General features: G+C 64.3%; 19 protein-coding genes. 9 read left to right on the top strand and 10 right to left on the bottom strand.

The features are described from left to right. The 3 genes from AACI_RS03345 to AACI_RS03335 are packed head-to-tail and all read right to left on the bottom strand — an operon-like array spanning window position 1 to window position 3,488. Window positions 1-636, bottom strand: a complete 636-nt coding sequence (locus AACI_RS03345; protein ID WP_008338610.1) for a cytochrome (ubi)quinol oxidase subunit III — start codon at window positions 634-636, stop codon at window positions 1-3. Between the two features lie 3 nt (window positions 637-639). Further along, complete coding sequence (qoxB, locus tag AACI_RS03340; RefSeq protein WP_012810068.1) at window positions 640-2,604, bottom strand: cytochrome aa3 quinol oxidase subunit I; 1,965 nt, start codon at window positions 2,602-2,604, stop codon at window positions 640-642. Window positions 2,605-2,648: 44 nt separating this feature from the next. Next, on the bottom strand, window positions 2,649-3,488 hold the full coding sequence (locus tag AACI_RS03335) for a cytochrome c oxidase subunit II (RefSeq protein ID WP_012810067.1): 840 nt from the start codon (window positions 3,486-3,488) through the stop codon (window positions 2,649-2,651). A gap of 417 nt (window positions 3,489-3,905) precedes the next feature. Here AACI_RS03335 and AACI_RS03330 point away from each other — a divergent pair, with 417 nt between their 5' ends. Further along, window positions 3,906-4,604, top strand: coding sequence for a uracil-DNA glycosylase family protein (locus tag AACI_RS03330; RefSeq protein ID WP_012810066.1), 699 nt, complete (start codon window positions 3,906-3,908; stop codon window positions 4,602-4,604). Here the strand turns inward: AACI_RS03330 and AACI_RS03325 are convergent. From AACI_RS03325 to AACI_RS03290, 7 genes are all read right to left on the bottom strand, one after another. Next, a complete protein-coding gene (locus AACI_RS03325; protein WP_245530692.1) occupies window positions 4,581-5,321 on the bottom strand; it encodes a metallophosphoesterase family protein in 741 nt (246 codons plus the stop codon). The two genes, AACI_RS03330 and AACI_RS03325, sit on opposite strands and share 24 nt — an antisense overlap. 51 nt (window positions 5,322-5,372) lie before the next feature. Next, on the bottom strand, window positions 5,373-5,975 hold the full coding sequence (locus AACI_RS03320; protein WP_012810064.1) for a response regulator transcription factor: 603 nt from the start codon (window positions 5,973-5,975) through the stop codon (window positions 5,373-5,375). A gap of 14 nt (window positions 5,976-5,989) precedes the next feature. Further along, the gene (locus AACI_RS03315; protein WP_012810063.1) at window positions 5,990-7,147 is read right to left on the bottom strand and encodes a sensor histidine kinase; all 1,158 of its coding nucleotides are present in this window, start codon (window positions 7,145-7,147) and stop codon (window positions 5,990-5,992) included. A gap of 36 nt (window positions 7,148-7,183) precedes the next feature. After that, window positions 7,184-7,936 carry an ABC transporter permease gene (locus AACI_RS03310; RefSeq protein WP_012810062.1) on the bottom strand — a complete coding sequence of 251 codons (753 nt, stop codon included), beginning with the start codon at window positions 7,934-7,936 and terminating at the stop codon, window positions 7,184-7,186. After that, on the bottom strand, window positions 7,933-8,835 hold the full coding sequence (locus AACI_RS03305) for an ABC transporter ATP-binding protein (RefSeq protein WP_245530691.1): 903 nt from the start codon (window positions 8,833-8,835) through the stop codon (window positions 7,933-7,935). The genes AACI_RS03310 and AACI_RS03305 overlap by 4 nt, the downstream gene beginning before the upstream one ends. A gap of 399 nt (window positions 8,836-9,234) precedes the next feature. Then, entirely contained in the window at window positions 9,235-10,713 is a 1,479-nt protein-coding gene (locus AACI_RS03295; RefSeq protein ID WP_012810059.1) for a potassium/proton antiporter, read from the bottom strand. Then, window positions 10,710-11,168 (bottom strand): MarR family winged helix-turn-helix transcriptional regulator, encoded by a 459-nt coding sequence (locus tag AACI_RS03290; RefSeq protein WP_012810058.1) that lies wholly within the window; start codon window positions 11,166-11,168, stop codon window positions 10,710-10,712. The genes AACI_RS03295 and AACI_RS03290 overlap by 4 nt, the downstream gene beginning before the upstream one ends. Before the next feature lie 135 nt (window positions 11,169-11,303). On the opposite strand from AACI_RS03290, the gene AACI_RS03285 reads away from it, so the two are divergent. The 8 genes from AACI_RS03285 (at window position 11,304) to AACI_RS03250 (ending at window position 21,102) form a co-directional block, all read left to right on the top strand. Further along, window positions 11,304-12,512, top strand: a complete 1,209-nt coding sequence (locus tag AACI_RS03285) for an MFS transporter (protein WP_012810057.1) — start codon at window positions 11,304-11,306, stop codon at window positions 12,510-12,512. A gap of 20 nt (window positions 12,513-12,532) precedes the next feature. Beyond that, complete coding sequence (rnz, locus tag AACI_RS03280; protein WP_012810056.1) at window positions 12,533-13,474, top strand: ribonuclease Z; 942 nt, start codon at window positions 12,533-12,535, stop codon at window positions 13,472-13,474. A gap of 129 nt (window positions 13,475-13,603) precedes the next feature. Further along, entirely contained in the window at window positions 13,604-14,017 is a 414-nt protein-coding gene (locus AACI_RS03275) for a GntR family transcriptional regulator (RefSeq protein WP_012810055.1), read from the top strand. Continuing rightward, window positions 14,018-14,938, top strand: a complete 921-nt coding sequence (locus tag AACI_RS03270) for an ABC transporter ATP-binding protein (protein WP_012810054.1) — start codon at window positions 14,018-14,020, stop codon at window positions 14,936-14,938. After that, window positions 14,925-15,896 (top strand): ABC transporter permease, encoded by a 972-nt coding sequence (locus AACI_RS03265; protein WP_245530766.1) that lies wholly within the window; start codon window positions 14,925-14,927, stop codon window positions 15,894-15,896. The genes AACI_RS03270 and AACI_RS03265 overlap by 14 nt, the downstream gene beginning before the upstream one ends. Then, complete coding sequence (locus AACI_RS03260; RefSeq protein ID WP_012810052.1) at window positions 15,893-16,807, top strand: ABC transporter ATP-binding protein; 915 nt, start codon at window positions 15,893-15,895, stop codon at window positions 16,805-16,807. Before AACI_RS03265 ends, AACI_RS03260 begins: the two co-directional genes overlap by 4 nt. Then, entirely contained in the window at window positions 16,804-17,874 is a 1,071-nt protein-coding gene (locus AACI_RS03255) for an ABC transporter permease subunit (RefSeq protein WP_012810051.1), read from the top strand. The genes AACI_RS03260 and AACI_RS03255 overlap by 4 nt, the downstream gene beginning before the upstream one ends. A 102-nt stretch (window positions 17,875-17,976) precedes the next feature. After that, the gene (locus tag AACI_RS03250; RefSeq protein WP_012810050.1) at window positions 17,977-21,102 is read left to right on the top strand and encodes an efflux RND transporter permease subunit; all 3,126 of its coding nucleotides are present in this window, start codon (window positions 17,977-17,979) and stop codon (window positions 21,100-21,102) included. The last annotated feature ends 4 nt before the right edge of the window (window positions 21,103-21,106 follow it).

Genomic DNA, 21,106 nt, shown 5'->3' with positions numbered 1-21,106 from the left:
TCAGATCACCTTCCCGGTGAGGTATACGACCGTAAAGATGAAAATCCAGACGGCGTCGAGGAAGTGCCAGTAAATGCTCCACAAGAACACCTTGCGCGCTGTCACCGGCGTGATGCCGCGGCGCAACAGCTGGAAAATGAGCAACGTCACCCAGAGTAGACCGACGGTCACGTGGCTTCCGTGCGTACCCACCAGGATGTAGAACGCGGACAGAAATCCGCTGCGCTGAAGGGTGGCCCCAATCCCGACGTCGTGAATGAACTCGGTCACCTCGAAGCCGAGGAACACAAGTCCGAGCGCCATCGTCACGAGAATCCAGCCAATGACGGCGTTGCGATGACCCCGCCGCATCTCATACGTGGCAAGACCGCAGGTGAACGACGAGAACAACAGGGCGATGGTCTCAATCGTGAAACCTGTGACGTCAAACAGCTGCTGAGACGTGGGCCCGCCGGCGACGCGCCCGTGCATCACGATGTACGTCGCAAACAGGCTCGAGAACAGGATCATATCCTGGCCAAGGAAGAGCCAGAAGCCGGTGATGCGCAGGCTGTTTTCTTCCTCGTGATACTCGAGCGGAACGTTGGGGTCCACGGGGTGATGTTCCCCGTGAACCGCCGTGTTCGCATTCGACATGCGTTACAACCTCCCCGCCGCGGCCTCGGTCTTTTCGATCTCCTCGACCGGGATGTAGTGCGAGTCGTCATACTCGAACGAGCGCTGCGCCATGCAGATGAGCACGCCCACGAAGCCGATGATGGCCAAGATCCACCACTGGAACACGAACCCCGCACCCATGATGAAGAACAGGGCGCTCATGATGAACGGACGGCCCGAGTTGTTCGGCATGTGAATCGGGCGGAACGGCACGCCCTTCGGCCCGTTGATGGACTCGCCGTTTTGTTTCATCAGCCACCAAGCGTCGCGGCCCTTGACCGTCGGAATGATGGCGAAGTTATAGTGCGGCGCAGGCGAGGTGGTCGCCCACTCGAGCGTGCGGCCGTCCCACGGATCGCCCGTCGTGTCGCGCTCGCCATAGCGCGCGCTCCACAGGATGTTGTAGACGAAGATGATGAACGCCACGCCCATCAGGAAGGCGCCGATGGTCGAGATCAGGTTCACGACGCCCCAGCCGTACCCAGCCGGATACGTGTACATCCGCCGCGTCATCCCCATGAAGCCGAGGAAGAACTGCGGGAAGAAGCAGATGTTGAACCCAATCATGAACGTCCAGAAATGCCAACGCCCCAACTTCTCGTTGAGCAACACGCCAAACATCTTCGGCCACCAGTAGTACAGGCCCGAGAACACGCCGAACACCGTACCGCCGATGAGCGTGTAGTGGAAGTGCGCGATCAGGAAGTACGAGTTGTGATACTGGTAGTCTGCAGGCGGCACGGCCAGCATCACACCCGTGAGACCGCCGATGAGGAAGTTCGGAATGACACCCAGGCTCCACAGCATCGCGGTCTTAAACTCCAGCCGCCCTTTGTGCATGGTGAAAATCCAGTTGAACACCTTGACGCCCGTAGGAATGGCGATGGCCATCGTCGACACGCCGAAGAACGAGTTGACGCCCGGACCTGCGCCCATGGTGAAGAAGTGGTGCACCCAGGTCACGAAGCTCAGGATGGCGATGGCCACCATGGACACCACCATGGCGGAATACCCGAAAATCCGCTTGTGCGAGAACGTGCTGATGACCTCGGACATGAGCCCGAAAATGGGCAGGATGACGATGTACACCTCCGGGTGACCCCAGAACCAGAACAGGTTCACGTACTGCATCGACGCGCCGCCGCCGTCCACGGTGAAGAAGTGCGATCCAAAGTCGCGATCGATGAGCAACAGCGCCAGCGCCACGGCGAGGACCGGGAACGCGAACAGGATGATCACGGAGGTCACGAAGACGGACCAGGTGAACATCGGCATGCGCATGAACGTCATGCCCGGCGCGCGCATCCGCAGAATCGTCACCAGGAAGTTGATCCCGGTCGCGATGGTGCCGATACCGGTGATGGACAGCGCCACCAGGTAGTAGTTCTCACCGGGGCCCGGATCGAACTGGTTCTCGACATAGGGCGGATAGCTGGTCCAGCCGCCGTCCGGCGAACCGCCGACGACGAAGGACAGGTTGAAGAGCAGCGCCGCGAAGAAGAACAGCCAGAACGAAATGGCGTTCAGGTACGGGAACGCGACGTCTCGACAACCAATCTGGAGCGGAACCGCCACGTTGAAGAAACCGATAATCGCCGGCATCGCCATGAACAGAATCATGATGGTGCCGTGCGTGGTGAAGATCTGATCATAGTGATCCGCACTCAGGAAGTGCATGTTCGGCCACGCCAGCTGCGCGCGCATCAGGAGGCCGTCCGTGCCTCCGCGGAACAGCATCAGGATGGCCGCGATCATGTACATGATGCCGATCTTCTTGTGATCGACCGTCGTGAGCCACTCGTCCCAGAGCCACTTCCACAAGCGGAACTTGGTGAGGACCACCACGATGCCGAGCGACGCACAAATGATCAAGAAGTCGGACAGCCAAATGAGCGGACCTTCGTCGAGCATGAAGAAATGTACGGCCCAGTTGACCACTCCGTGCATGCTCGCTTCCCCTTTCATCCCTGAATTCGCGTCTGCGAACGAGCTTACTCTGGCGTCGTCGACGAGAAGGTCAGCTTGCCGATGAGACCCGGTCGATTGATCTGCGCCTCGGCTTGCTTCGTCAACTTCGGCGCGGTCTGCTGCACGCTCTTGACCCAGTTCTCAAAGTCCGTCGGCGAGAGCGCGTTGACGGTGAACGTCATGTGCGCGAAACCGCGTCCGGAATACTGCGCGCCGCGCCCGAGATAGCTGCCTGGGTGGTCGGCTTCGAGCCAAAGCTTCAGATTCATGTTCGGCATCGTGAACTCCATGCCGCCGAGCGCAGGCACCCAGAACGTGTTCATGGGCCCGCTCGATGTGAGCTCAAAGTCCACCGGGACGCCCGCAGGGATGTTCACGTAGTTGACCGTCTCGATGTTCTGAGCCGGGTACTTGAACACCCACTTCCACTGCTCGGAGATGACGTCGATGGTGATGGACTTGCCCACAATCTTTGCTGTCGCCGCCTCCACCTTCGGCGGATACACCAGCTTGTACGTCACGGCGACCGTCGGAATCGCGAGCGCGATCACGACCAGAATCGGGATGACGGTCCACAGGGTCTCGAGCTTCGCGTTGCCCTCGATCTCCGGAGGCACGTAATCCGCGTTGTCAGGCCGCGCCCGGTACTTGATGATCACCCAGAAAAACAGGATGAACACGGCCAGGACGACAAGCAGCATCAAGATGAACGAATAAATGATGAGGTAATACTCGCTCCGAGCCACTGGCCCCTGCGGGCTCAGAACCGGCCAATACGTCGGGCTGTCGCATCCCGTGAGTGCGAGTACCGTAAAACCAATGAGCGCAATCAGTCCTCCCACTCGACGCCCTTTTGGCTTCATCGTCGCTTTCGTCTCCCTTCTGTCCTGTCTGTTGCGAAACTTCCGCGGCGCCCCCCGTTTGCAGACGACGATCGACAACGAAACCATCCGACCGAAAAGATTGCACGCATCGCAGTCTGCGGGCCATCGCAGCGCGCTCCATCGCCAAGTTGATGATACCACTTGGCCCGACATATTTCGCGGAACGGCGCGCTTGACAATATGACGATTTTGAAAAACGTTCAATAAGCAAAGCATGCTCTAGGCGATAAGGCGCGGGCCTCTTGGACCCCCGCCTCCTGCCGCGGCGCCACAAATCCCGCAACCTAGTATTGCTTGTGGGTAGGCAATTTAAACCATGTTACAATGGACGTGTCGCGTTGCTGCACCGCCATGGCGCGCACGCGTCCCTGAACCCTTGCAAAGGCGGGATATTCAATGGAGTTCGTGACGACGTTTGCAGACCTCGTGGATATCCTTTCCAAAGACTACCGAGTGCCGGACATCGTGTTCGACACGTCCACGGTGCTTTTCATTCTGGAATCTCCGCACATCCAGGAACTCCGCCACGGCGCGCCGGTGGCGGGATCGTCCGGGGCCACCATGTCGCGACACATCTTTGGCCCGGAATATGGCCACGTTCCGCTCGGCCGGATGGTGAAGAAAAATGCGGAGACGGGCGCGAAACGGCCGCGCCTCTCCGCGATTGGTCTCATCAACGTCTGCAACATCCCCCTGCAGGCGGCTGCGTATCCGCGCGACATTCAGGTTCGGTACGCCGACTGGTTCGAGGCGATGAATGCCGTCCGCACGCAGAACCAGAAATGGTCATTCGCCGACCCGCGCCAACAGGACATTCAGTCCTATCTTGCAAACGACTTGCGCAGAAAGCTTGAGGCCTACCGGGGCCGCGCCATCACCCTGGTTCCCTGTGGGCGGTTTGCGCAGAAGTTCTTCGCGCTGGCCGACGTGGCGGATGACAAGTGGGCCGTGATCGACGGCGTTCCACACCCGTCGTACAACAGCTGGGATCGCGCGCAGTACGCCAAGGCCGTGGAGCGCGTCGTGGAGGCCGTAGGCCTGGCCGGCGCGGAGCTCGCCGTCCAGCTCGAATCAGACGGGTCGCGCGGTGCGTAACACGCGCTTCATCATCTCGGCCGCCGGATAGCCGATCTCGTCGTACCGCCTGCACGCGGCCTCCACGTCGTAGGGAACCCGGCGATGTTCCACGCGGAACACGTCCTCATCCACGTGCAGGATGACGTACGACGCCTGGGGCACGCCGTCGAACGGCATGCCGACGCTGCCGAGGTTGACGACCGTTCTCCCACGGATATCGCGGACATACGGCACGTGAATGTGACCGTACAGGTACAGCCGCGCGTCCTGCCCCGCGACGATACGCGACTCGATGTCGTCATCTGGCGCGTCCGCCGCGACCACCGGAAACGGATCGAGCGGCGTGGCGTGAAAGGCGAGCCAGCGCCCAAACGGCGACTCCTCCTGGAGCAGCAGCGGCAAGTTGGCGAGGTATTCGAGTTCCTCTCGCGCGAGCAACCCCCTTGCGAACGCTGCCTCCTCGTCCATGCCGGCGCGCCGCTCGTCCGGCACCTCGCCGGGCCGCACCCCGCGCACCACCCATTCGTCGGCGTTGCCGCGGATGACCTTGTCCGCCACCTCGGCGACCTTCTCCACGCACGCCTTCGGCGCATATCCCCGAAACGCAAGATCGCCGAGCACATAGACGCCATCGCATCCCACTTGCCGCAGATCGGCGATGACCGCATCGAGCGCCAGCTCGTTTCCGTGCACGTCCGAGAAAAACGCGAGCCGCATCGACACTCCCCTTCCCATCGTGGTCACGTCCATTGTACGCGTTTCCATCCGGGCGATCACGGCGGCGGATCACAGCCACCCCATGTCATCCGCCTTGCGGATGGCCTCCTGGCGTGTGGCGCACCCCAGCTTGGCCAAGGCGCCAGAAAGGTAATTGCGGACCGTGCCCTCGGAGAGAAACAGTTCCTTGGCCATCTGCCGCGTGGTGAGCCCGCGCTTGGCGAGCCGCAGGACGTCGATCTCGCGCGCGGACAGCGGGTTGTCCGTCTCCATGGCCGCCATCATCAGGGCGGGATCGAACACGCGCTGGCCCGTCATGATGGAACGCAGGTGAGCCGCCAGCTGCTCAACTTTGCCGTCCTTCAACAGATAGCCGTGCACCCCGGCCTGCAGGGCGCGCCTGAGGTAGCCAGGCCGCGCGAACGTGGTGAGTAGAACCACGCGCACGCCGGGCACGTCCCTCAAGATGCGCGCCGCGGCGTCGAGCCCGCTCATTTTCGGCATCTCGATATCCAACAGCGCGAGATCCGGCCGCAAGGCGACAGCTTTGACCACCGCCTCCTCGCCATCGCCCGCGGTGGCGACCACGTCAAAGTCGCCCTCCAGGGCGAGGAGCGTCGCAAGCGCATCGGAGACCAGACCTTGATCTTCTGCCAACAACACGCGTATCACGGCAGACCCTCCCGTCACTCGATGGGAACGGGGGCCTTCAGCACCACGACCCACCCCGGCTCGAACTCGGGCCATCCGAGGGCTCGTCGGCGCCAGTCTTCCCGCCCCAACCGCTCGCACTCCCCACCGATTTGCGCCATCCGGGCGCGCATGCCGGAGATCCCGCTTCCGCCGCAAGCCGGGATCGTCGCTGGTTCCGCCGCCCCCTCGCCGTCGTCCGCGACGGCGAGCACCACGAGCGGTCCGTCCCGCCAGAGGCGGACCGCGCATCGCCTGGCGCCGCTGTGTCGGACGACGTTCGTCACCGCCTCGCGCAGGCACATGGCGTACGCATGCTCCACCTCTTTCGGCAGCGTGTCGATCTCGCACGCCATCCGCGCCTCGATGCCTGCGGCCGCGAGCACCTCTTCCGCAGCGCGCCAGGCGTCCTGCCAGTCCGTCGCGCGCATGTCGGCCACGTACGCGCGCACCGATTCAAGCGTCGCGCGGCTCACCCGCTCAATCTGTTCGATCTCGTCGCGCGCTCGCCGCACGTCCCCGGTGCGCTCCAGGATGCGCCCGGCCACCTGCGCCTTCAGCGTAATGAGCGACAGTTGATGACCCAGGAGATCGTGCAGATCGCGGCCGATACGCGCCCGTTCCTCGGCCTGGCTGAGCCGCGCAATCTCGCTCTGCGCCGCCTGAAGCCGCGCGTTGGTCTGCTCGAGCGCCGTCCAGGCGCGCATCATGTAGATGAGGATGCCCCCGCCGAACAGCGCGCCGACCAAGAGGTAATGGAAACCCTGCGGGAACGGGACGTGATGGGCCCGCTCGACGGCCACGAGCGCGCCGACGCTCGCGCACAGCACGGCGAAGAGCGCCATGGTGCGCCGAAGTGGCCCGTAGATGACGGTGGCCACGGGATAGAAGAGAAGGTACACGTAGTTCAGGCTGAATGCCGCCATCAGGGTCAAGAGGATGGCCAACTGCCCGAAGAACGCCGCCATCCGCCAAGGACTGTTGCGAGTTGTGAGAAAGGCCACGGCGTAAAGCGCTCCAAAGGCGGCCAGGCTCCCCATGCCAGCCGCCATGGCCCGCACCGGAAGCCCGAACAGAAAAGACGCGGGATACACCAGTTGGAGCAGAAAGAAGATCATCGTCTCGATGGCGCCGCGGCGGAGTTTCCGCCTCATGTCGACAGCCTCCCGATCTTGCGGCCCAAGCTTGCGTCAGGCGACCGTCCGAACCTCCCGCGGCCGCGTCGACACCCACGCCGCCAGGGACACAAAGACCACGAAGTATGCGAGCAGAACCGCGAAGTCGCTCCACGGGATGGAGCGCTGACCGATGAGGGACCAGGCGATATCCGCCAGCCGGTAGGTCGGCATCCAGAGCGCAAGATGCTGGAAAAACGGCGGCAGGACCTGAATCGGAATCCACAGCCCGCCCGCGATGGAAATCAGGAAATACACGATGCTCGCGAGAATCTGCGCGGCTTCCCGCCCGCCCACGTGCCCGCTCAAAATGCCGAGCGCCGTGAACACGAGCGCGCCGAACACCGTCGCCGCGCCGCACGCCAGCCACTCCCCGGCGGGCATCTGCACGTGTTCGACCAACGCTCCGACCAAGAACATGATGCCGATGGCGATGGCGTTCACCACCACGTTGGCCGCAATCTTCGTCGTCACCGCCTGGGCGGCCGGGCGAGGCGTCGTCAGCATCCAGCTCGTCCATCCCTGCGTCCGCTCGATGGCCACCCGCACCGCGTTGCCGTTCAACCCCGTGCCCACGACGCCAAACACGGACATGGAGATGAGAAAATACTTCGACCACTCCATCCCACCCACCTGCGCGTGCCGGCCGTACAGATTCACGTACAAGAGGTAGAATCCTACAGGAAACAGAAGGGTGAAGATGAAAAATCGGCGATTGCGCACGTTCCGAAGGACCTCGATGCGCCACTCCAGAAGCCACGAATTCATCGGGTCACGCCCCTCTCCTCGAGACGGTCATCCAACTCCGTCAGCGCGACGAACGCATCCTCCAGCGCGCCCTGCGAGACTTCAAACGACGAGGCGTCGAGATCGCGCAGGATGATGGCGCGAAGCACGTCGTCCGGGCGGTCTGTCTGAATTCGCACGTGGCGTCCGCTGTACCGCACGCTCCGGACGTACGGAAGCTGTTCGATCTCTTCCTTCGTGCACCGCGGCCCCGCGATAAAGCTCACGTACCGATTCCCGGCCTGGGCCTTGATCTTGGAAAGGCTCCCGTCCGCGATCACCCGGCCGCCCTTGAGCAAGATGACGCGATCGGCGACGGACTCGGCCTCCTCCAAGTGATGCGTGGTCAAAAGAAGCGTGCGCCGGCCGTCGTGCACGAAGCTTCGCAGGCTGTTCCAGAACGCGCGCCGCGACTCGACGTCCATGCCCGTCGTCGGCTCGTCCAGCACGAGCAGCGCCGGATCGCCCGCCATGGCGAGGGCGAACTGGAGCCGCCGCTGCTCGCCGCCGGACAGTCTCACGGCCTCCCGCTCCGCGAGATGCTCGATCCCGGCCATCTGAAGCAGATGGTCCGTCGGCAACGGATGCGGGTAGAAGCTGCGGAACCACGCCAAAAGCTCCTTCACCTTCACGCTCTGCGGCAGGGTCACGTGCTGCAACATCACCCCGAGCCGCTCTCGCGCGGCGCGATCGCGCGGGCGGTGGCCAAAGACCCGCACCGAACCATGGGTCGGCTGGGAGAGCCCGAGAATCATGGAGATGAGCGTGGTCTTGCCGGCCCCGTTCGGCCCAAGCAGGGCCACGATGGTGCCGGGTTCGACATCGAACGTGACGTCGTCCACCGCGTGAACCGCTCCAAACCGTTTCGACACGTGCTCCACCGAAATGGCGGCTGACACCAACGGAGATCGCCTCCAGGATCTATACTGATGTTCATCCTACCTGGTCCAAGATTCGGCGACCAGTGAGTCTCGTCATCGGCGGGATGTGACAAATGTCACACGCCGGTGATGCGCGGAATGCGCGCGGCGCCCGAATGCGTTATCATGGGGATATCCATCGACCCGCAGGCAGAAGGCGAGGGACGTGCAATGCGGGTTCGCACTAAACCGTTATGGTTTCGACCCCACTTTGACGACGAGGAGGATGACGACGTCCTGCTCGAGATGGCCGAAGAACTACCCGGCTTCAGATCCCCTGAAGCCGAGGAAGACGAAAAGCCGTGCGGCGAAGAGCGCCCGTAACCCGCAGGTCAGCGCGTCATCGCCCACATGCAGCCCTCACGGCAGCGCCTCCGCATGCCCCACCTGGTCCTCGTGAAACAACCGCTCGATCTCGCCGACGGCGCCTTCGTGGGCGAGGACGAGCAGGTGATCGCCTGCTCGGATGCGCGTGCTTCCGCGCGGGACGATGGCCTTGCCGCCGCGCACCACCGCGTAGCAGAGCGTGTCGGGCGGAAAGGCGAGATCGCGCAGCCTTTTCCCCGCACTGGGCGATCCCGGCACCACCTCGATGGGAACCATCACCGCAGCTTCGCGCGCGATGGCGAGCAGTTCGCACATCGACTCAGGCGGCGTCGCCTGGACGAGCTCGAATTTCTCGGCGAGCCACTCGACCGTCATCCCCTGGACGAGTGCGGAGACGAGCACGACGAAAAACACGACCTCCACGAGCGCGATATATCCCTGCACGTGCGCCTCGACGGCAAACAAGATGAGGACGATGGGCGCCGCGCCGCGGAGCCCGGCCCAGGCGATGAACCAGCGCTCCTCTGCGCTCATCCTGAAGAACAGCGTCGACAGCCACACGGCGGCCGGGCGGGCCACAAAGATGGCGCCGCAGGCGAGGAGAAGCCCAGGCACAGCCACGTCGGCAAAATCGCGCGGCACAAGGAAAAATCCGAGTACGACGAACATCACAATCTGCACAATCCAGGCAAGCCCTTCGTGGAAGCGGAGCACCGCCACGCGCTCGCTCATGCGCGCGCCCGCCATGGCGACGCCGGTCAGGTAGACGGCGAGAAAACCGCTTCCGGACAACAACTGCGCGACGCCGAACGACAGGAGCGCCATCCCCAACGTCACGGCAGGATAGAGGCCCGGTGTGTCGAGCCGCGCCGCGGCGAGAAGCTTCCGGCCGAGATACCCGGCGGCGAGTCCCACGCCGAGCCCGATGCCCATCTGCGCCACGAAGAGAGCGGCCACCTCGAGCGGATGCAGCCCATGCCCACCTGCGCGGGCGAGATCGATGAGGACCGTCATTAAAAAGAACGTCATCGGATCGTTGGTGCCCGACTCCACCTCGAGCACGTCGGCCAACCGCGCCTTGAGGGACGTGTTGCCGAGCGCGCTGAACACGCTCGCGGCATCCGTGGAACTCGCGGCCACGCCGAGCATCGCCGACGAGAGCCACGGCAGGCGCAGAACCGCATGCGCCAACGCGGTCATGATGGCGCTCTGCGCGAGGACGCCGAGCGTGGCCAAGGACATGGCCGGCCAGAACGCCCGGCGAACGCGCTGGGGCGTCGTGTGCAGCCCTCCGTCGAAGAGAATCATCGCGAGCGCAAACGAACTGATGTTCGTTGCCACACCCGGGGAAATGGCGGTGAGCAGATCCGGATCGAGCGCGGCGATGGCGCAGCCGAGCGCGACGAAGCCCACCATCGCCGGGAGACCTATCCGGCTGTGGGCGCTCGCGATGAAGACGCCCGAGAGGAGCACCACCGCCACCACGACGCTCACGACACTGACCACGCTCATGTGCGCTCCGCCTGCTGCCTCGCGCGAATTCGCTCGTTGAGACGGCGCAAAAGGCCAAGGAACGTCCTTCGCTCCTCTTCTGTCCAATCCCCCACAAGCTCTCGATACAGCTCGATGCGGGATGCGCGCGTGGCCTCGAGCGCCTCCACCCCCGCCTCGGTGATGGACAGGCGAAGCTGACGCTTGTCGTCCTCATCTCGCTCCTTGGCAATCCAACCCGCCTCAACGAGGGGCGTAATCTGCCGGCTGATAGTCGAAATGTCGAGCAAAAACCGCGCGGCGAGCTGCCCGGCGGTGAGCTCCCCCTCCTCGCGCAGCGCGAGCAGAATCAGATACGCCGAGCGGTCGATCTCCCGATGCTTGCGCCACGACTGGCGCGCGCCCTCGAGCCGGCGCGCGAAGATGGCCATCTCGCGCTCCAGCGCTTCGAACGAGTCCATGTTGGCCTGATCCATGTCGGCCTCCTTTGGGTGCATTTTCAGCGTGATAGTTGTATAATACAATAGTTGTGTAGACTTCATTTCTCGTGTCCCTGAACAATTCGGGACTGGTAGTTGGCACTTGGTATCCGACGGAAGGAGGAACTTTTCGTGTCCGCGCAACCCGATGTCGCACAAGAGTTCGATCACGCCGAGTCGAACATCCTGCGCCAACCCGCGCCCGTCTGGGCGGTCGCGTTTGCCTGCGTGGTCGCCTTCATGGGGCTTGGATTGGTTGATCCAATTTTACCCGCGATCTCGGCGCAACTCCACGCCACGAAGGCTCAGACGGAACTCTTATTTACGAGCTATATGCTTGTCACCGGGTGCATGATGGTGTTCACCGGTTTCATTTCGACTCGCATCGGCCCGAAGTACACCCTGCTCTCCGGCCTCGCGCTCATCATCGTGTTCTCCTTCCTCGCCGGCCGATCGCACAGCGTCGGCCAAATTGTCGGCTTCCGCGGAGGGTGGGGGCTCGGCAATGCCATGTTTATCGCGACGGCGCTCTCCGTCATCGTGTCGGCCGCAAGAGGCACGGCAGCGAGCGCCATCATCCTGTACGAGGCCGCCCTCGGGCTCGGCATTTCCGTCGGGCCGCTCCTCGGCGGCACGCTCGGCGAGCACAGCTGGCGCTATCCGTTCTACGGCGTGGCGACGCTCATGGCCATCGGATTTGTCGCCGTGCTGCTCTTTCTCCGCGGCGTGCCAAAGCCCGCGCACCGCGCGTCCATCACGGCGCCGTTTCGAGCGCTCGGGCATCTCAGCCTGCTGACGCTCGGCCTGACGAGCCTGTTTTACAACTTCGGCTTCTTCACGCTGCTCGGCTACGGCCCGTATCCGCTGCACATGTCCGCCATCGGCATTGGCTACACGTATTTCGGATGGGGTATCCTGCTCGCCTTCACGTCGGTCTTCGTCGCTCCGTGGCTGGCAGAGAAGTTCGGCATCCTGCCGGTGATGTACACCATGCTCGCGCTGTTCGCGCTGGACCTCTTGGTCATGGGCCTCAGCGTGCACTCGCGGCTGACACTCGTCATCTGCATCATCCTCGCCGGCGCCTTCCTCGGCGTCAACAACACGGTCATCACGACCGCGGTCATGCAGGCGGCTCCCGTCGAGCGGCCCACCGCATCCGCCGCATACAGCTTCGTCCGCTTCGTGGGCGGCGCGGTTGCCCCCTGGCTCGCGGGGAAGCTCAGCGATGCGGTCGGACCCGCCATGCCGTTTTTCATCGGATGCCTAGGCGTCGCCGTGGCGATCATGGTACTGTGGATGGGACGAAACCATCTGCGCCACATCCAGTACGTGGCCCACTGACGCGGCAGAGGATGAACGGTATGGAGCTCATCTTTCTCGGCACGGGCGCCGGGGCCCCTTCCCGGCGCCGCAACGTGACCGCCATCGCGCTTCGCCTGACCCGCGACGACAGCACCGTGTGGCTGTTCGACTGCGGCGAAGCGACCCAGCACCGCATGTTCGACGCGCCATTCGGCCCCAACCGGGTCGATCGCGTCTTCATCACGCACCTCCACGGCGATCACATCTTCGGCCTTCCTGGCCTCCTCAGCACGCGATCCTTCCCAGAGAACGTGGGACCGCTGCGCCTGTACGGCCCACCCGGTATCCGGGCGTTCGTCCGGGCCACCCTCGATGGGAGTCAGACGCACCTCAGCTACGAGATCCAATTTCACGAGTGGACGTCCCCCGAACCAGCGCCCGTCCGCGAAGGGCTGTACACCGTGCGCGCAGCGCTCCTCGATCACGCCATTCCTTCTTACGGCTACCGCGTTGAAGAAGCGCCGTTCCCAGGCCGCCTTCACGCGGATCGGCTCCGCGCGGAGGGACTTCAGCCGAGCCCCCTCTGGTCGCAGCTCAAGGCGGGCGAAGACGTGACCCTTCCTGATGGACGGCGGCTGCGCGCGGCCGATTTCGTCGATCCAGCCGAACCCGGGCGCGTCATCGCCATCCTCGGCGACACGAGGCCGTGCAAGGCCGCGGTGGAACTGGCGCGCGGCGCCGACTGCCTCGTGCACGAAGCCACGTTCCTGGACCGGCACGCGCATCTCGCCTCGGCCTTCTTCCACAGCACGGCGCGCCAGGCGGCCGAGATCGCGCGGGAGGCAGAGGCCAAGTGTCTCATCCTCACGCACGTGAGCGCCCGTTACGAGCGGGCGGAGGAGGACGAGATCCTCGCGGAGGCCCGAGCCGTTTTTCCCAACACCCTGCTCGCGCACGACGGCATGGTCTACGAGATCGCGCGGAGAAAGCGGGACGTGTGAAGTCGGCCGAGGCCGCCTGGTCGGCCGCTTGACATCTCCATCCAGCCCGCGTAGGATGTAAGTGTCCTATATGAACTAGTACACACGGAACACAGTGCAGGCTCCACGAACGCCCGGAAAGAGGGGGTGATGGCCGTGTGGCTTCAGGTGGATCCTCGGTCTCCCACGCCGGTCTATCAGCAGATTGTGGACGGCATCAAGGCGGCGGTGGCGGCTGGCTGGCTGAAGCCCGGTGATCGCCTGCCCTCCGTGCGCGATCTCGCCGTCTCCCTCGCCATCAACCACAACACGGTCGCGAAGGCGTATCAGGAACTCGAGCGAAGCCGCGTGATCGAGGTCGTCCGAGGCCGAGGCACGTTCGTGGCGAACCCGGGGCAGAAGCCGCCGCCGGACGTCGAGGAGCGAATCGAAAAACTCCGCGACACCCTGCGGCTCGCGTGGATTGAAGCCTACCACCTGGGCCTCGCGGAAGACGCCTTCGAGGAGATGTTTCACCAGGCGCGTGACGCCGCGCGCGGAGCCGAAGGAAAGGAGGAGATGTGAATGGAGGCCGTCCTCTCGGTCCGCGATTTGTCCAAGCGCATCGGGAAGAATACGGCACTTTCGGCCGCCACGCTCTCGGCGGGCGAGGGCTCTGTCCACGCGGTCTTGGGCGCCAACGGGTCCGGCAAGACCACGCTTCTGCGCGTCATTGCGGGGCTGTACAGGCCGGACGAAGGGGAAATCGTTTGGAACGGCTCTCGCATCGACCCCTGGGACCAGCCGGAGTGGCGCGCGGAGGTGGCCCTTGTGGACCCGGTCGTCTCGCTGCCCACGCGCTTCCATCTGAGCGACTGGGTTCGGTATGCGGCGCGCGTGTACCCCCGCTTTGACGCTCATCGGTTTCGCGGGCTGGTGAGAAGCCTCGAACTGCCGACGGACGAGCGCATCCGCCGCTTTTCCCTGGGAATGCGCATGCAGGCCAAACTCGCCCTCGCGCTCGCCATGCGGCCGCGCCTCCTCCTGCTCGACGAACCGACCACGGGACTCGATCCGGTCGTGCAAAGGCAGATCTGGCAGTGGCTGCTCTGCGAGGCAGCCGACGCGGGCACCACGATTCTTGTGGCCACGCACGATCTCGACGCCATGGAGCGGCTGGCGGACAGCGCCACGGTGATGTTCAAAGGGCGGTCCATTTGGTCGGGCCAACTGGAAGACGCGAAGGAGCGGTTCGTCAAAATCTCGGTGCGGCCAGAGGGCAAGCAGGCACTCGACGCTGGAGGATGTGCGCTCACCTGGGAGCGGGATAGCGGAGACCGATGGAGCGCCATGGTGGAGCGAAACGCCCTCCCACATCTCATGGCGAAGTTGCGCGACGCCGGCGCCGAGCCCGCCGTGGTGCAGGAACGCCTGCCGCTCGAGGAGTGGTTCCGCTGGCTCATGCGAAAGGAGGGATACGCGCGTGACATGGATGGGACCGCGTAGCGCCGTTTGGTGGTACGCGTGGCGTTCCTTGAACGGGTGGCTCATCGCCACGCCGTTGGTCCTGGCGCGAAACTGGCTTCTTCCGTTTCTGAGTCCCGACTCGATGAGCCTGTTGCGCCAAAATCTCGAGCGCACCGCGCTCGGCCAACCCGCGTATCAGCTGGACCTCGGCATCTTCTGGACCATGTTGTTAGGCGTGCTCTCGCTCGGACTCGTCATGCGCCGCGGATACATCCTGAGCCTTCTCGCCGGACCTATCCGGCGGAAGGACGTGTACGCCATCCACGCGTGTCTCACAGGAGGTGCGCTCGTGGCGAGTCAACTGTTGGTGGTGCTCTACTTGTGCGCCCTCGACGCCATCGCCGGCATGCCGGCGAGTCCGACGCTGCTCGTTCACGTGCTCCTGAAGCGGCTCCTCGTCTACCTCGCGGCCTGGAGCCTGGGTGTAGCGGCAGGTGCGACCATCACGAGCGTCGCGTTGGCGTACGTTTGCGCCCTCGGTGTCGCAGGTTTTCCGATGTACGTGGGCACGCTCATCCATTACGTAGATGCCAAGTGGGCGGCGATGCCATCCATGCATCTGTACAGCGATGTGATCCAGCTTTCGCCTCTGACGCTGCTCGACACGGTCACGGATGCGTCCCTGGCGGCGTACGCGCTGTGGTTCGTTGCGTGGATCGCCTGCTGGCTGGTGCTCGGAGCCCGGCTGTTCGAACGCCTGCCGCTGGAACTGGTGGAGGAAACGTTTCCGTTTGGCGCCTACCGTCGCCTGCTGGCCCTTGGCATCTCACTGCTCGCAGGGTTCATCCTGGCCACGTGGATCGATCACGCGGTCAATCTCGGCCAGGGCAAGGCGGCCGCGATCGAAGCGGTGTGCGTCTGGCTCGTGGGATCCGGCGCAATCTTCGCCGCCTTGGATCGCGCGGGCGTGTACCGAAAGAGGAGGTGGGATACGTGAACGTGTTGCAGCTGTTTGACGTCACCAAACGCATCGGGCGCCGCGAGATCGTCCGCCAGCTGAATATGAGCGTGCGCACGGGCGAAGTGTACGGCTTTCTCGGGCCGAACGGCGCTGGCAAGACCACGACCATCCGCATGATCGTCGGCCTGATCCGGCCCACGCGCGGCGCCATTCACGTGTGCGGCCACGACGTCGAGCGCGATCCCGTCAGTGCAAAGCGATACCTCGGCGCCATCGTCGAAAATCCCGAAATGTACGGGTATCTGACCGGCCGCCAGAACCTGCTCCACTACGCCCGGCTTTCAGGCGTAGATCGTATCGAAGAGCGCATCGAGCGCGTGGCCAAACGCGTCGGGCTGGAAGACCGAATCGATGACAAGGTCAAGCGGTATTCGCTCGGCATGCGGCAGCGCCTCGGCGTCGCGCAGGCCCTGATTGCCGATCCCAAGCTGCTCGTGCTCGACGAGCCCACGAACGGGCTCGATCCGGCCGGCATCCGCGAGTTCCGCGAGCTCATCCGCGCCCTCGCCGCCGAAGGCTTGGCCGTCTTCGTCTCCAGCCACCTGCTCTCGGAGGTCGAGCAGATGTGCGATCGCGTCGCTGTGCTGCAACAGGGCAGCGTCATCGCCGAGGCGAGCGTGGCGGAGCTTCGCGCAGGGGCAGGCTCCTTGCTCCTGCGCGTGTCTCGGTGGGACGAGGCGACCGCGTGGCTCCGGGCGCGCGGGTTTGAAGTCGAAGGAAAGGACGGCAGGCTGGTCGTCGGCGACCTCGACGACGCGCGCGTCGCGAAGCTCCTTCGCGATCTCGTCGGGGCCGGATTCGACGTCTACGAAGCGGCGCGCACCGGGGGACTGGAGCAATCGTTTCTCGCGCTCACAGGCGCAGAGTCGGGAGGGGATACGCCATGACGCTCTGGCGCGTGGTGCAAAACGAATGGATGAAGCTCGTGCGCCGCAGGCGGCTCGCCGTCGTGGTGGCGCTCGCCCTATGCCTCGTGGGGATGTTTGCGCTCGGGGAGCATCACGAAAAACAAATCTACAGCCGCCTGCCGACCCAGGCGGCGGCATCCGCCGACTGGCAGGCGAACGCCAAGGCCGAGCTTGCAGCCGCGGAGGCGCAGCTCAATCTGCTCGAACGCCAGTCCCCCACCTCGGCCGGCGCGGCCCAGACGCTGGCAGCCCTAAAGCAGCGCGTACAGGAGGACCGTTATCGCCTGGCGTATGACGTCGCGCCGCTTTCGCCCAACCTGTTGAACGGCTGGGCAGAGACGAGCCAGTTTGTGGGTGCTGCTACCAAGACGTTCATCCCGCTGCTCGTCGTGATCCTCGTCGGCGACATGGTGGCCGGCGAGATGACCCAGGGGACCATCAAGCTGCTGGTGGTGCGGCCCGTGCGCCGGCGCACGCTGCTGCTTGGCAAATGGCTCGTCTCCGTCGCGTCGTCCGCCGCGCTGTCCTTTCTGCTCTGTTTCGCGTTTTTGGGCGTCGCCCTGGCCATCGACGGCCCGCAGGGCGCGATGCAGCCCGAGTGGCTGAACGTCTACGTGCGATTCTTCACGCAGCCGGGCGCCCTTCAATCCACGCCCGTCGTCTTGTACGATCACGCCGTGGTCTGGCCAATGTGGCAGGCGTTTGTGCTGCAGAGCGCGCTCGTGGCAGGCGCCATGATGGCGGTGGCCTCCATCGCCTTCACCTGCTCCGTCCTCTTTCCGTCCGCGATGGTCAGCACGTCGGCGGCCATGGGTTCCATCATCATCGGCTTCGTGGTCGCCGCCATGGCGCGCGGCCAATCCTGGGTGAAGCTGCTTTTCACCACCCACCTCAGCCTGTATGGCGATCTCGCCGGTGGCACCGCCTTCACCGTCGGCTCGCCGGTCACGCTCGCCCAAGGCGTCGCGATCCTCCTCGCCTGGACCGTGGTGCTTCTGGCCGCGGCCTTCCTCCGGTTCGGCCGCCAGGACATTCTGAACGCCTGAGGCACGCCCCGGCTCCTCCTCCGTCTCTCACCATTTCTTCTGGATTGGCTTGCAAATTGCGGCCCGTCCAGCGACGATAGACGGAAGAAAGGAGCCGGGATCGTGCAACTTGCCAAATTCTCCATTCGCCGCCCCGTCACCATCACCATGCTCATGATCGCGCTCGTGGCCGTCGGCGTCTTTGCGCTCCTCCACCTGCCGGAAGAGCTGTTCCCGAAGCTGAACCTGCCCGTGGCAGCGGTGGTCACGTCATGGAACGGCGCTTCGCCGGAAGAAGTGGAAAAGCAGATTTCCCACCCGCTCGAGCAGGCGCTCGAGGGGCTCTCGGGCGTGAACCTGATTGAGTCGCAATCGACGGCCGGAAGTTCGCTCGTGATCGTGGAATTCAACTACGGCGTCAATTTGGACGAGGAACTGAACCAGATGCGCAGCCTGGTGAACCGGGTTCAGCCGGAACTCCCGTCCGACGCCACGACGCCGCTCGTCCAGCAGTTCGACCCGAACAGCCTGCCCATCATGCGCATTGCCGTGTACGGATCGAAGGGCGTCTCCCTGCAGACCGTCTCCGACGCGGCGACCAACGTCGTGGAGCCGGCCATCGAGCGGCTGAACGGCGTCGCGGGCGTCCAGGAGGCGGGCGGGCTCGTGCGCCAAATTACCGTCGAGGTCGATCCGGACAAGCTGAAGGCGTACCACCTGAGCATCGAGCAGGTGGTAAACGCCATCGCCGCCAACAACCTCTCGGCGGACGCCGGGCAGGTCCAAAAGGGCAACCTCCTCATTCCGTTCCATGTGAGCGGGGAGATTGGATCCGCATCTCAACTTGGAGATCTCGAGATCCCGCTGCCCCTGCGCGGCGACGTCAAGCTCAAGGACATCGCCCAGATCGAAGACGGCCATGCGCCCGTCGAGCTCGTGAGCACGGTCAACGACGCCCCAGCCGTGACCCTGTCCATTTCGCAGGCGTCCGACGCCAACATCGTGCAGGTGTCGAACGGCGTGTGGCAGGCGCTTCCGTCCATTCAGCAGCAGCTGCCGCCCGGCGTTCACGTGGAGGTGCTCACGGACGACGCGCAGCCGGTGCGCGACACCATCCACACCGTGGTCAACCACACGGTGCTCGGGTTCATCTTCGGCATCCTGGTCATCCTCCTGATCCTGCGCAGCGTGCGATCCACCATCGTTGTGGCGGTGGCCATCCCCATCGCGACGCTGTCCACCTTCGCGCTCATGGCCGCCGCCGGGCTCTCCATCAACTCCATCACGCTCGGGTCGCTCGCGGTGGGCCTGGGTTCACTCGTCGACTTCTCCATCGTCGTGCTGGAGTCCATCTTCCGATCTCGTAAGCGCGGCCTTAGCCCAATCGAAGCCGCGATTGTCGGCACCGAAGAGGTGGGACTGGCAGTCTTCGTGGCCGCGTGCGCGCAGATCAGCGTGTTTGCGCCGTCCATCTTCGTGCCGGGCATCGCCGGGCAGTTTTTCAAGCCGCTGTCGCTCACCGTATCGTTCTCGCACGTGGCCGCGCTGTTCGTGGCGCTCACCTTCACGCCGATGCTCGCCTCGCGGCTTCTCAAAGGCCGCCGGTTCGACGAGCCGGATCGCCTGCCGGGTCGAGACGCGCCCATGCGCTGGTACGCGCCGTTTGACTGGTCCGCGCGCTTCATGCACGGGCTCACAGAGCTGTACAGGCGCCTGCTCGCATTCAGCCTGTCGCATCGCAAGACCCTCTTCGCGATCACGGCGCTCATGTTCGTGGCGAGCGTGGCCATGGTGCCGAAGATCGGCTTTGAGCTGGTCCCGAACGTGGGCGAGGACGAGATGACGGTGAGCGTGCAGACACCGCCCGGCACGTCGCTCGCTGCGACGGAGCAGGTGACGAAGCGCGTGGAGGCGCTCGCTCGGACACATCTCCACGGGATCCAACAGATCGACGCGCAGATCGGCGGCAACACGTATGCCGCACTGCCCGCCACCAACCAGGCGACCGTCACGGTGCGGTTTGAGGATTCCGTCTCGAGCCAGGATGTCGAAGCGATGACGTCGCAGTTCAATCAGCTCGCCCAATCCGTTTCAGGCGCCACGGTCACCGCGGCTGCGGCGTCCGCCAACGGGGCGAGCGGCCCGGCGTCCGATCAGATCTCGGTGCAGATTCAGGGGCCTGACGTCGCCGAGTTGACGCGACTGGCGGATCAGGTGGCGGCCGCCATGCGCCGCGTGGGCGGCCTGGAAGACATTCAGAACGGCGCCACCGCAGCCATGCCCAACGTCACCTTGAAGCTCGATCCGGCGGCACTGGCGGAGTACGGGCTCACGGCGCAGGCCGTGGAAAGCGTGCTGAAGGCGGACATCGGCGGGCAGATCGCCTCGACGTACGACGTGAACGGCAACACGTACAACATCGTCGTCGAACTGCCGCCGAGCTACGCGCAGAACCTGAGCCACCTGCAGGATCTGACGGTGGAGAATCAGGCGGGGCAGATGGTCCCGGTGACGAAGCTCGGCACCGTCTCGAACGGCTCGGAGCCGCCGAGCATCACGCACATCAATGGGGTTCGAACCGTGGAGGTGACCGCGACGCCGTACGGCATCACGCAGGGCCGCGCGCAGTTGGAGCTCGCCAAGCAACTGAAATCGATTCGCGTTCCCGAGGGGTACAGCGTGGGGTTCGGCCAAGGCGGGGCCTTCCTGCGCCAGACGATGTTCGACATGCTGTGGGCGTTCGTCTTCTCCGTGGCGCTCTTGTACATGCTCATGGCGAGCCTGTTCGAGTCCCTACTCATGCCGTTTGTCATCATGTTCTCGCTGCCGCCGACCTTCATCGGCGCGGCGCTCGGGCTGACGCTCACGCACCGCTCGCTCAACGTGGACTCGGCCATCGGCGTGATCATGGTGATGGGCCTCGTCGCGAACAACGCGATTGTGCTCGTGGACTACGCCAACCGACTGCGCCGCGAAGGCAAGCGCCTGCGCGAGGCGCTCATGGAAGCTGGGCCCGTTCGACTGCGCCCCATCCTCATGAGCACGGCGACGACGGTGCTCGCCATGCTTCCGCTCGTGATTGGCTACGGCAAGGGCGCGGAGACGCTCGCGTCCATGGCCACGGTCATCGCGTTTGGACTCACGTTCTCCACCATGGTCACGCTGCTTTTGGTGCCCGCGGTGTATATGGCCATTGCGGGCAAGCGCGACGAACGAACAGAGGCTGCCCCGGCGCGCCATGCGCCGTGAGCAG

It is taken from the genome of Alicyclobacillus acidocaldarius subsp. acidocaldarius DSM 446, from assembly GCF_000024285.1.
Lineage (GTDB): Bacteria > Bacillota > Bacilli > Alicyclobacillales > Alicyclobacillaceae > Alicyclobacillus > Alicyclobacillus acidocaldarius.
This window is presented reverse-complemented; position numbering and strand designations above follow the sequence as displayed.

Coding starts and splice junctions, on each gene's coding strand:
- AACI_RS03290 (WP_012810058.1), bottom strand. CDS start 11,168: ATGGATCAGGCCAACATGGACTCGTTCGAAGCGCTGGAGCGCGAGATG.
- AACI_RS03345 (WP_008338610.1), bottom strand. CDS start 636: ATGTCGAATGCGAACACGGCGGTTCACGGGGAACATCACCCCGTGGAC.
- AACI_RS03270 (WP_012810054.1), top strand. CDS start 14,018: ATGGAGGCCGTCCTCTCGGTCCGCGATTTGTCCAAGCGCATCGGGAAG.
- AACI_RS03335 (WP_012810067.1), bottom strand. CDS start 3,488: ATGAAGCCAAAAGGGCGTCGAGTGGGAGGACTGATTGCGCTCATTGGT.
- AACI_RS03330 (WP_012810066.1), top strand. CDS start 3,906: ATGGAGTTCGTGACGACGTTTGCAGACCTCGTGGATATCCTTTCCAAA.
- AACI_RS03265 (WP_245530766.1), top strand. CDS start 14,925: ATGGGACCGCGTAGCGCCGTTTGGTGGTACGCGTGGCGTTCCTTGAAC.
- AACI_RS03325 (WP_245530692.1), bottom strand. CDS start 5,321: ATGGGAAGGGGAGTGTCGATGCGGCTCGCGTTTTTCTCGGACGTGCAC.
- AACI_RS03310 (WP_012810062.1), bottom strand. CDS start 7,936: ATGAATTCGTGGCTTCTGGAGTGGCGCATCGAGGTCCTTCGGAACGTG.
- AACI_RS03295 (WP_012810059.1), bottom strand. CDS start 10,713: ATGAGCGTGGTCAGTGTCGTGAGCGTCGTGGTGGCGGTGGTGCTCCTC.
- rnz (WP_012810056.1), top strand. CDS start 12,533: ATGGAGCTCATCTTTCTCGGCACGGGCGCCGGGGCCCCTTCCCGGCGC.
- AACI_RS03255 (WP_012810051.1), top strand. CDS start 16,804: ATGACGCTCTGGCGCGTGGTGCAAAACGAATGGATGAAGCTCGTGCGC.
- AACI_RS03315 (WP_012810063.1), bottom strand. CDS start 7,147: ATGAGGCGGAAACTCCGCCGCGGCGCCATCGAGACGATGATCTTCTTT.
- qoxB (WP_012810068.1), bottom strand. CDS start 2,604: ATGCACGGAGTGGTCAACTGGGCCGTACATTTCTTCATGCTCGACGAA.
- AACI_RS03275 (WP_012810055.1), top strand. CDS start 13,604: ATGGCCGTGTGGCTTCAGGTGGATCCTCGGTCTCCCACGCCGGTCTAT.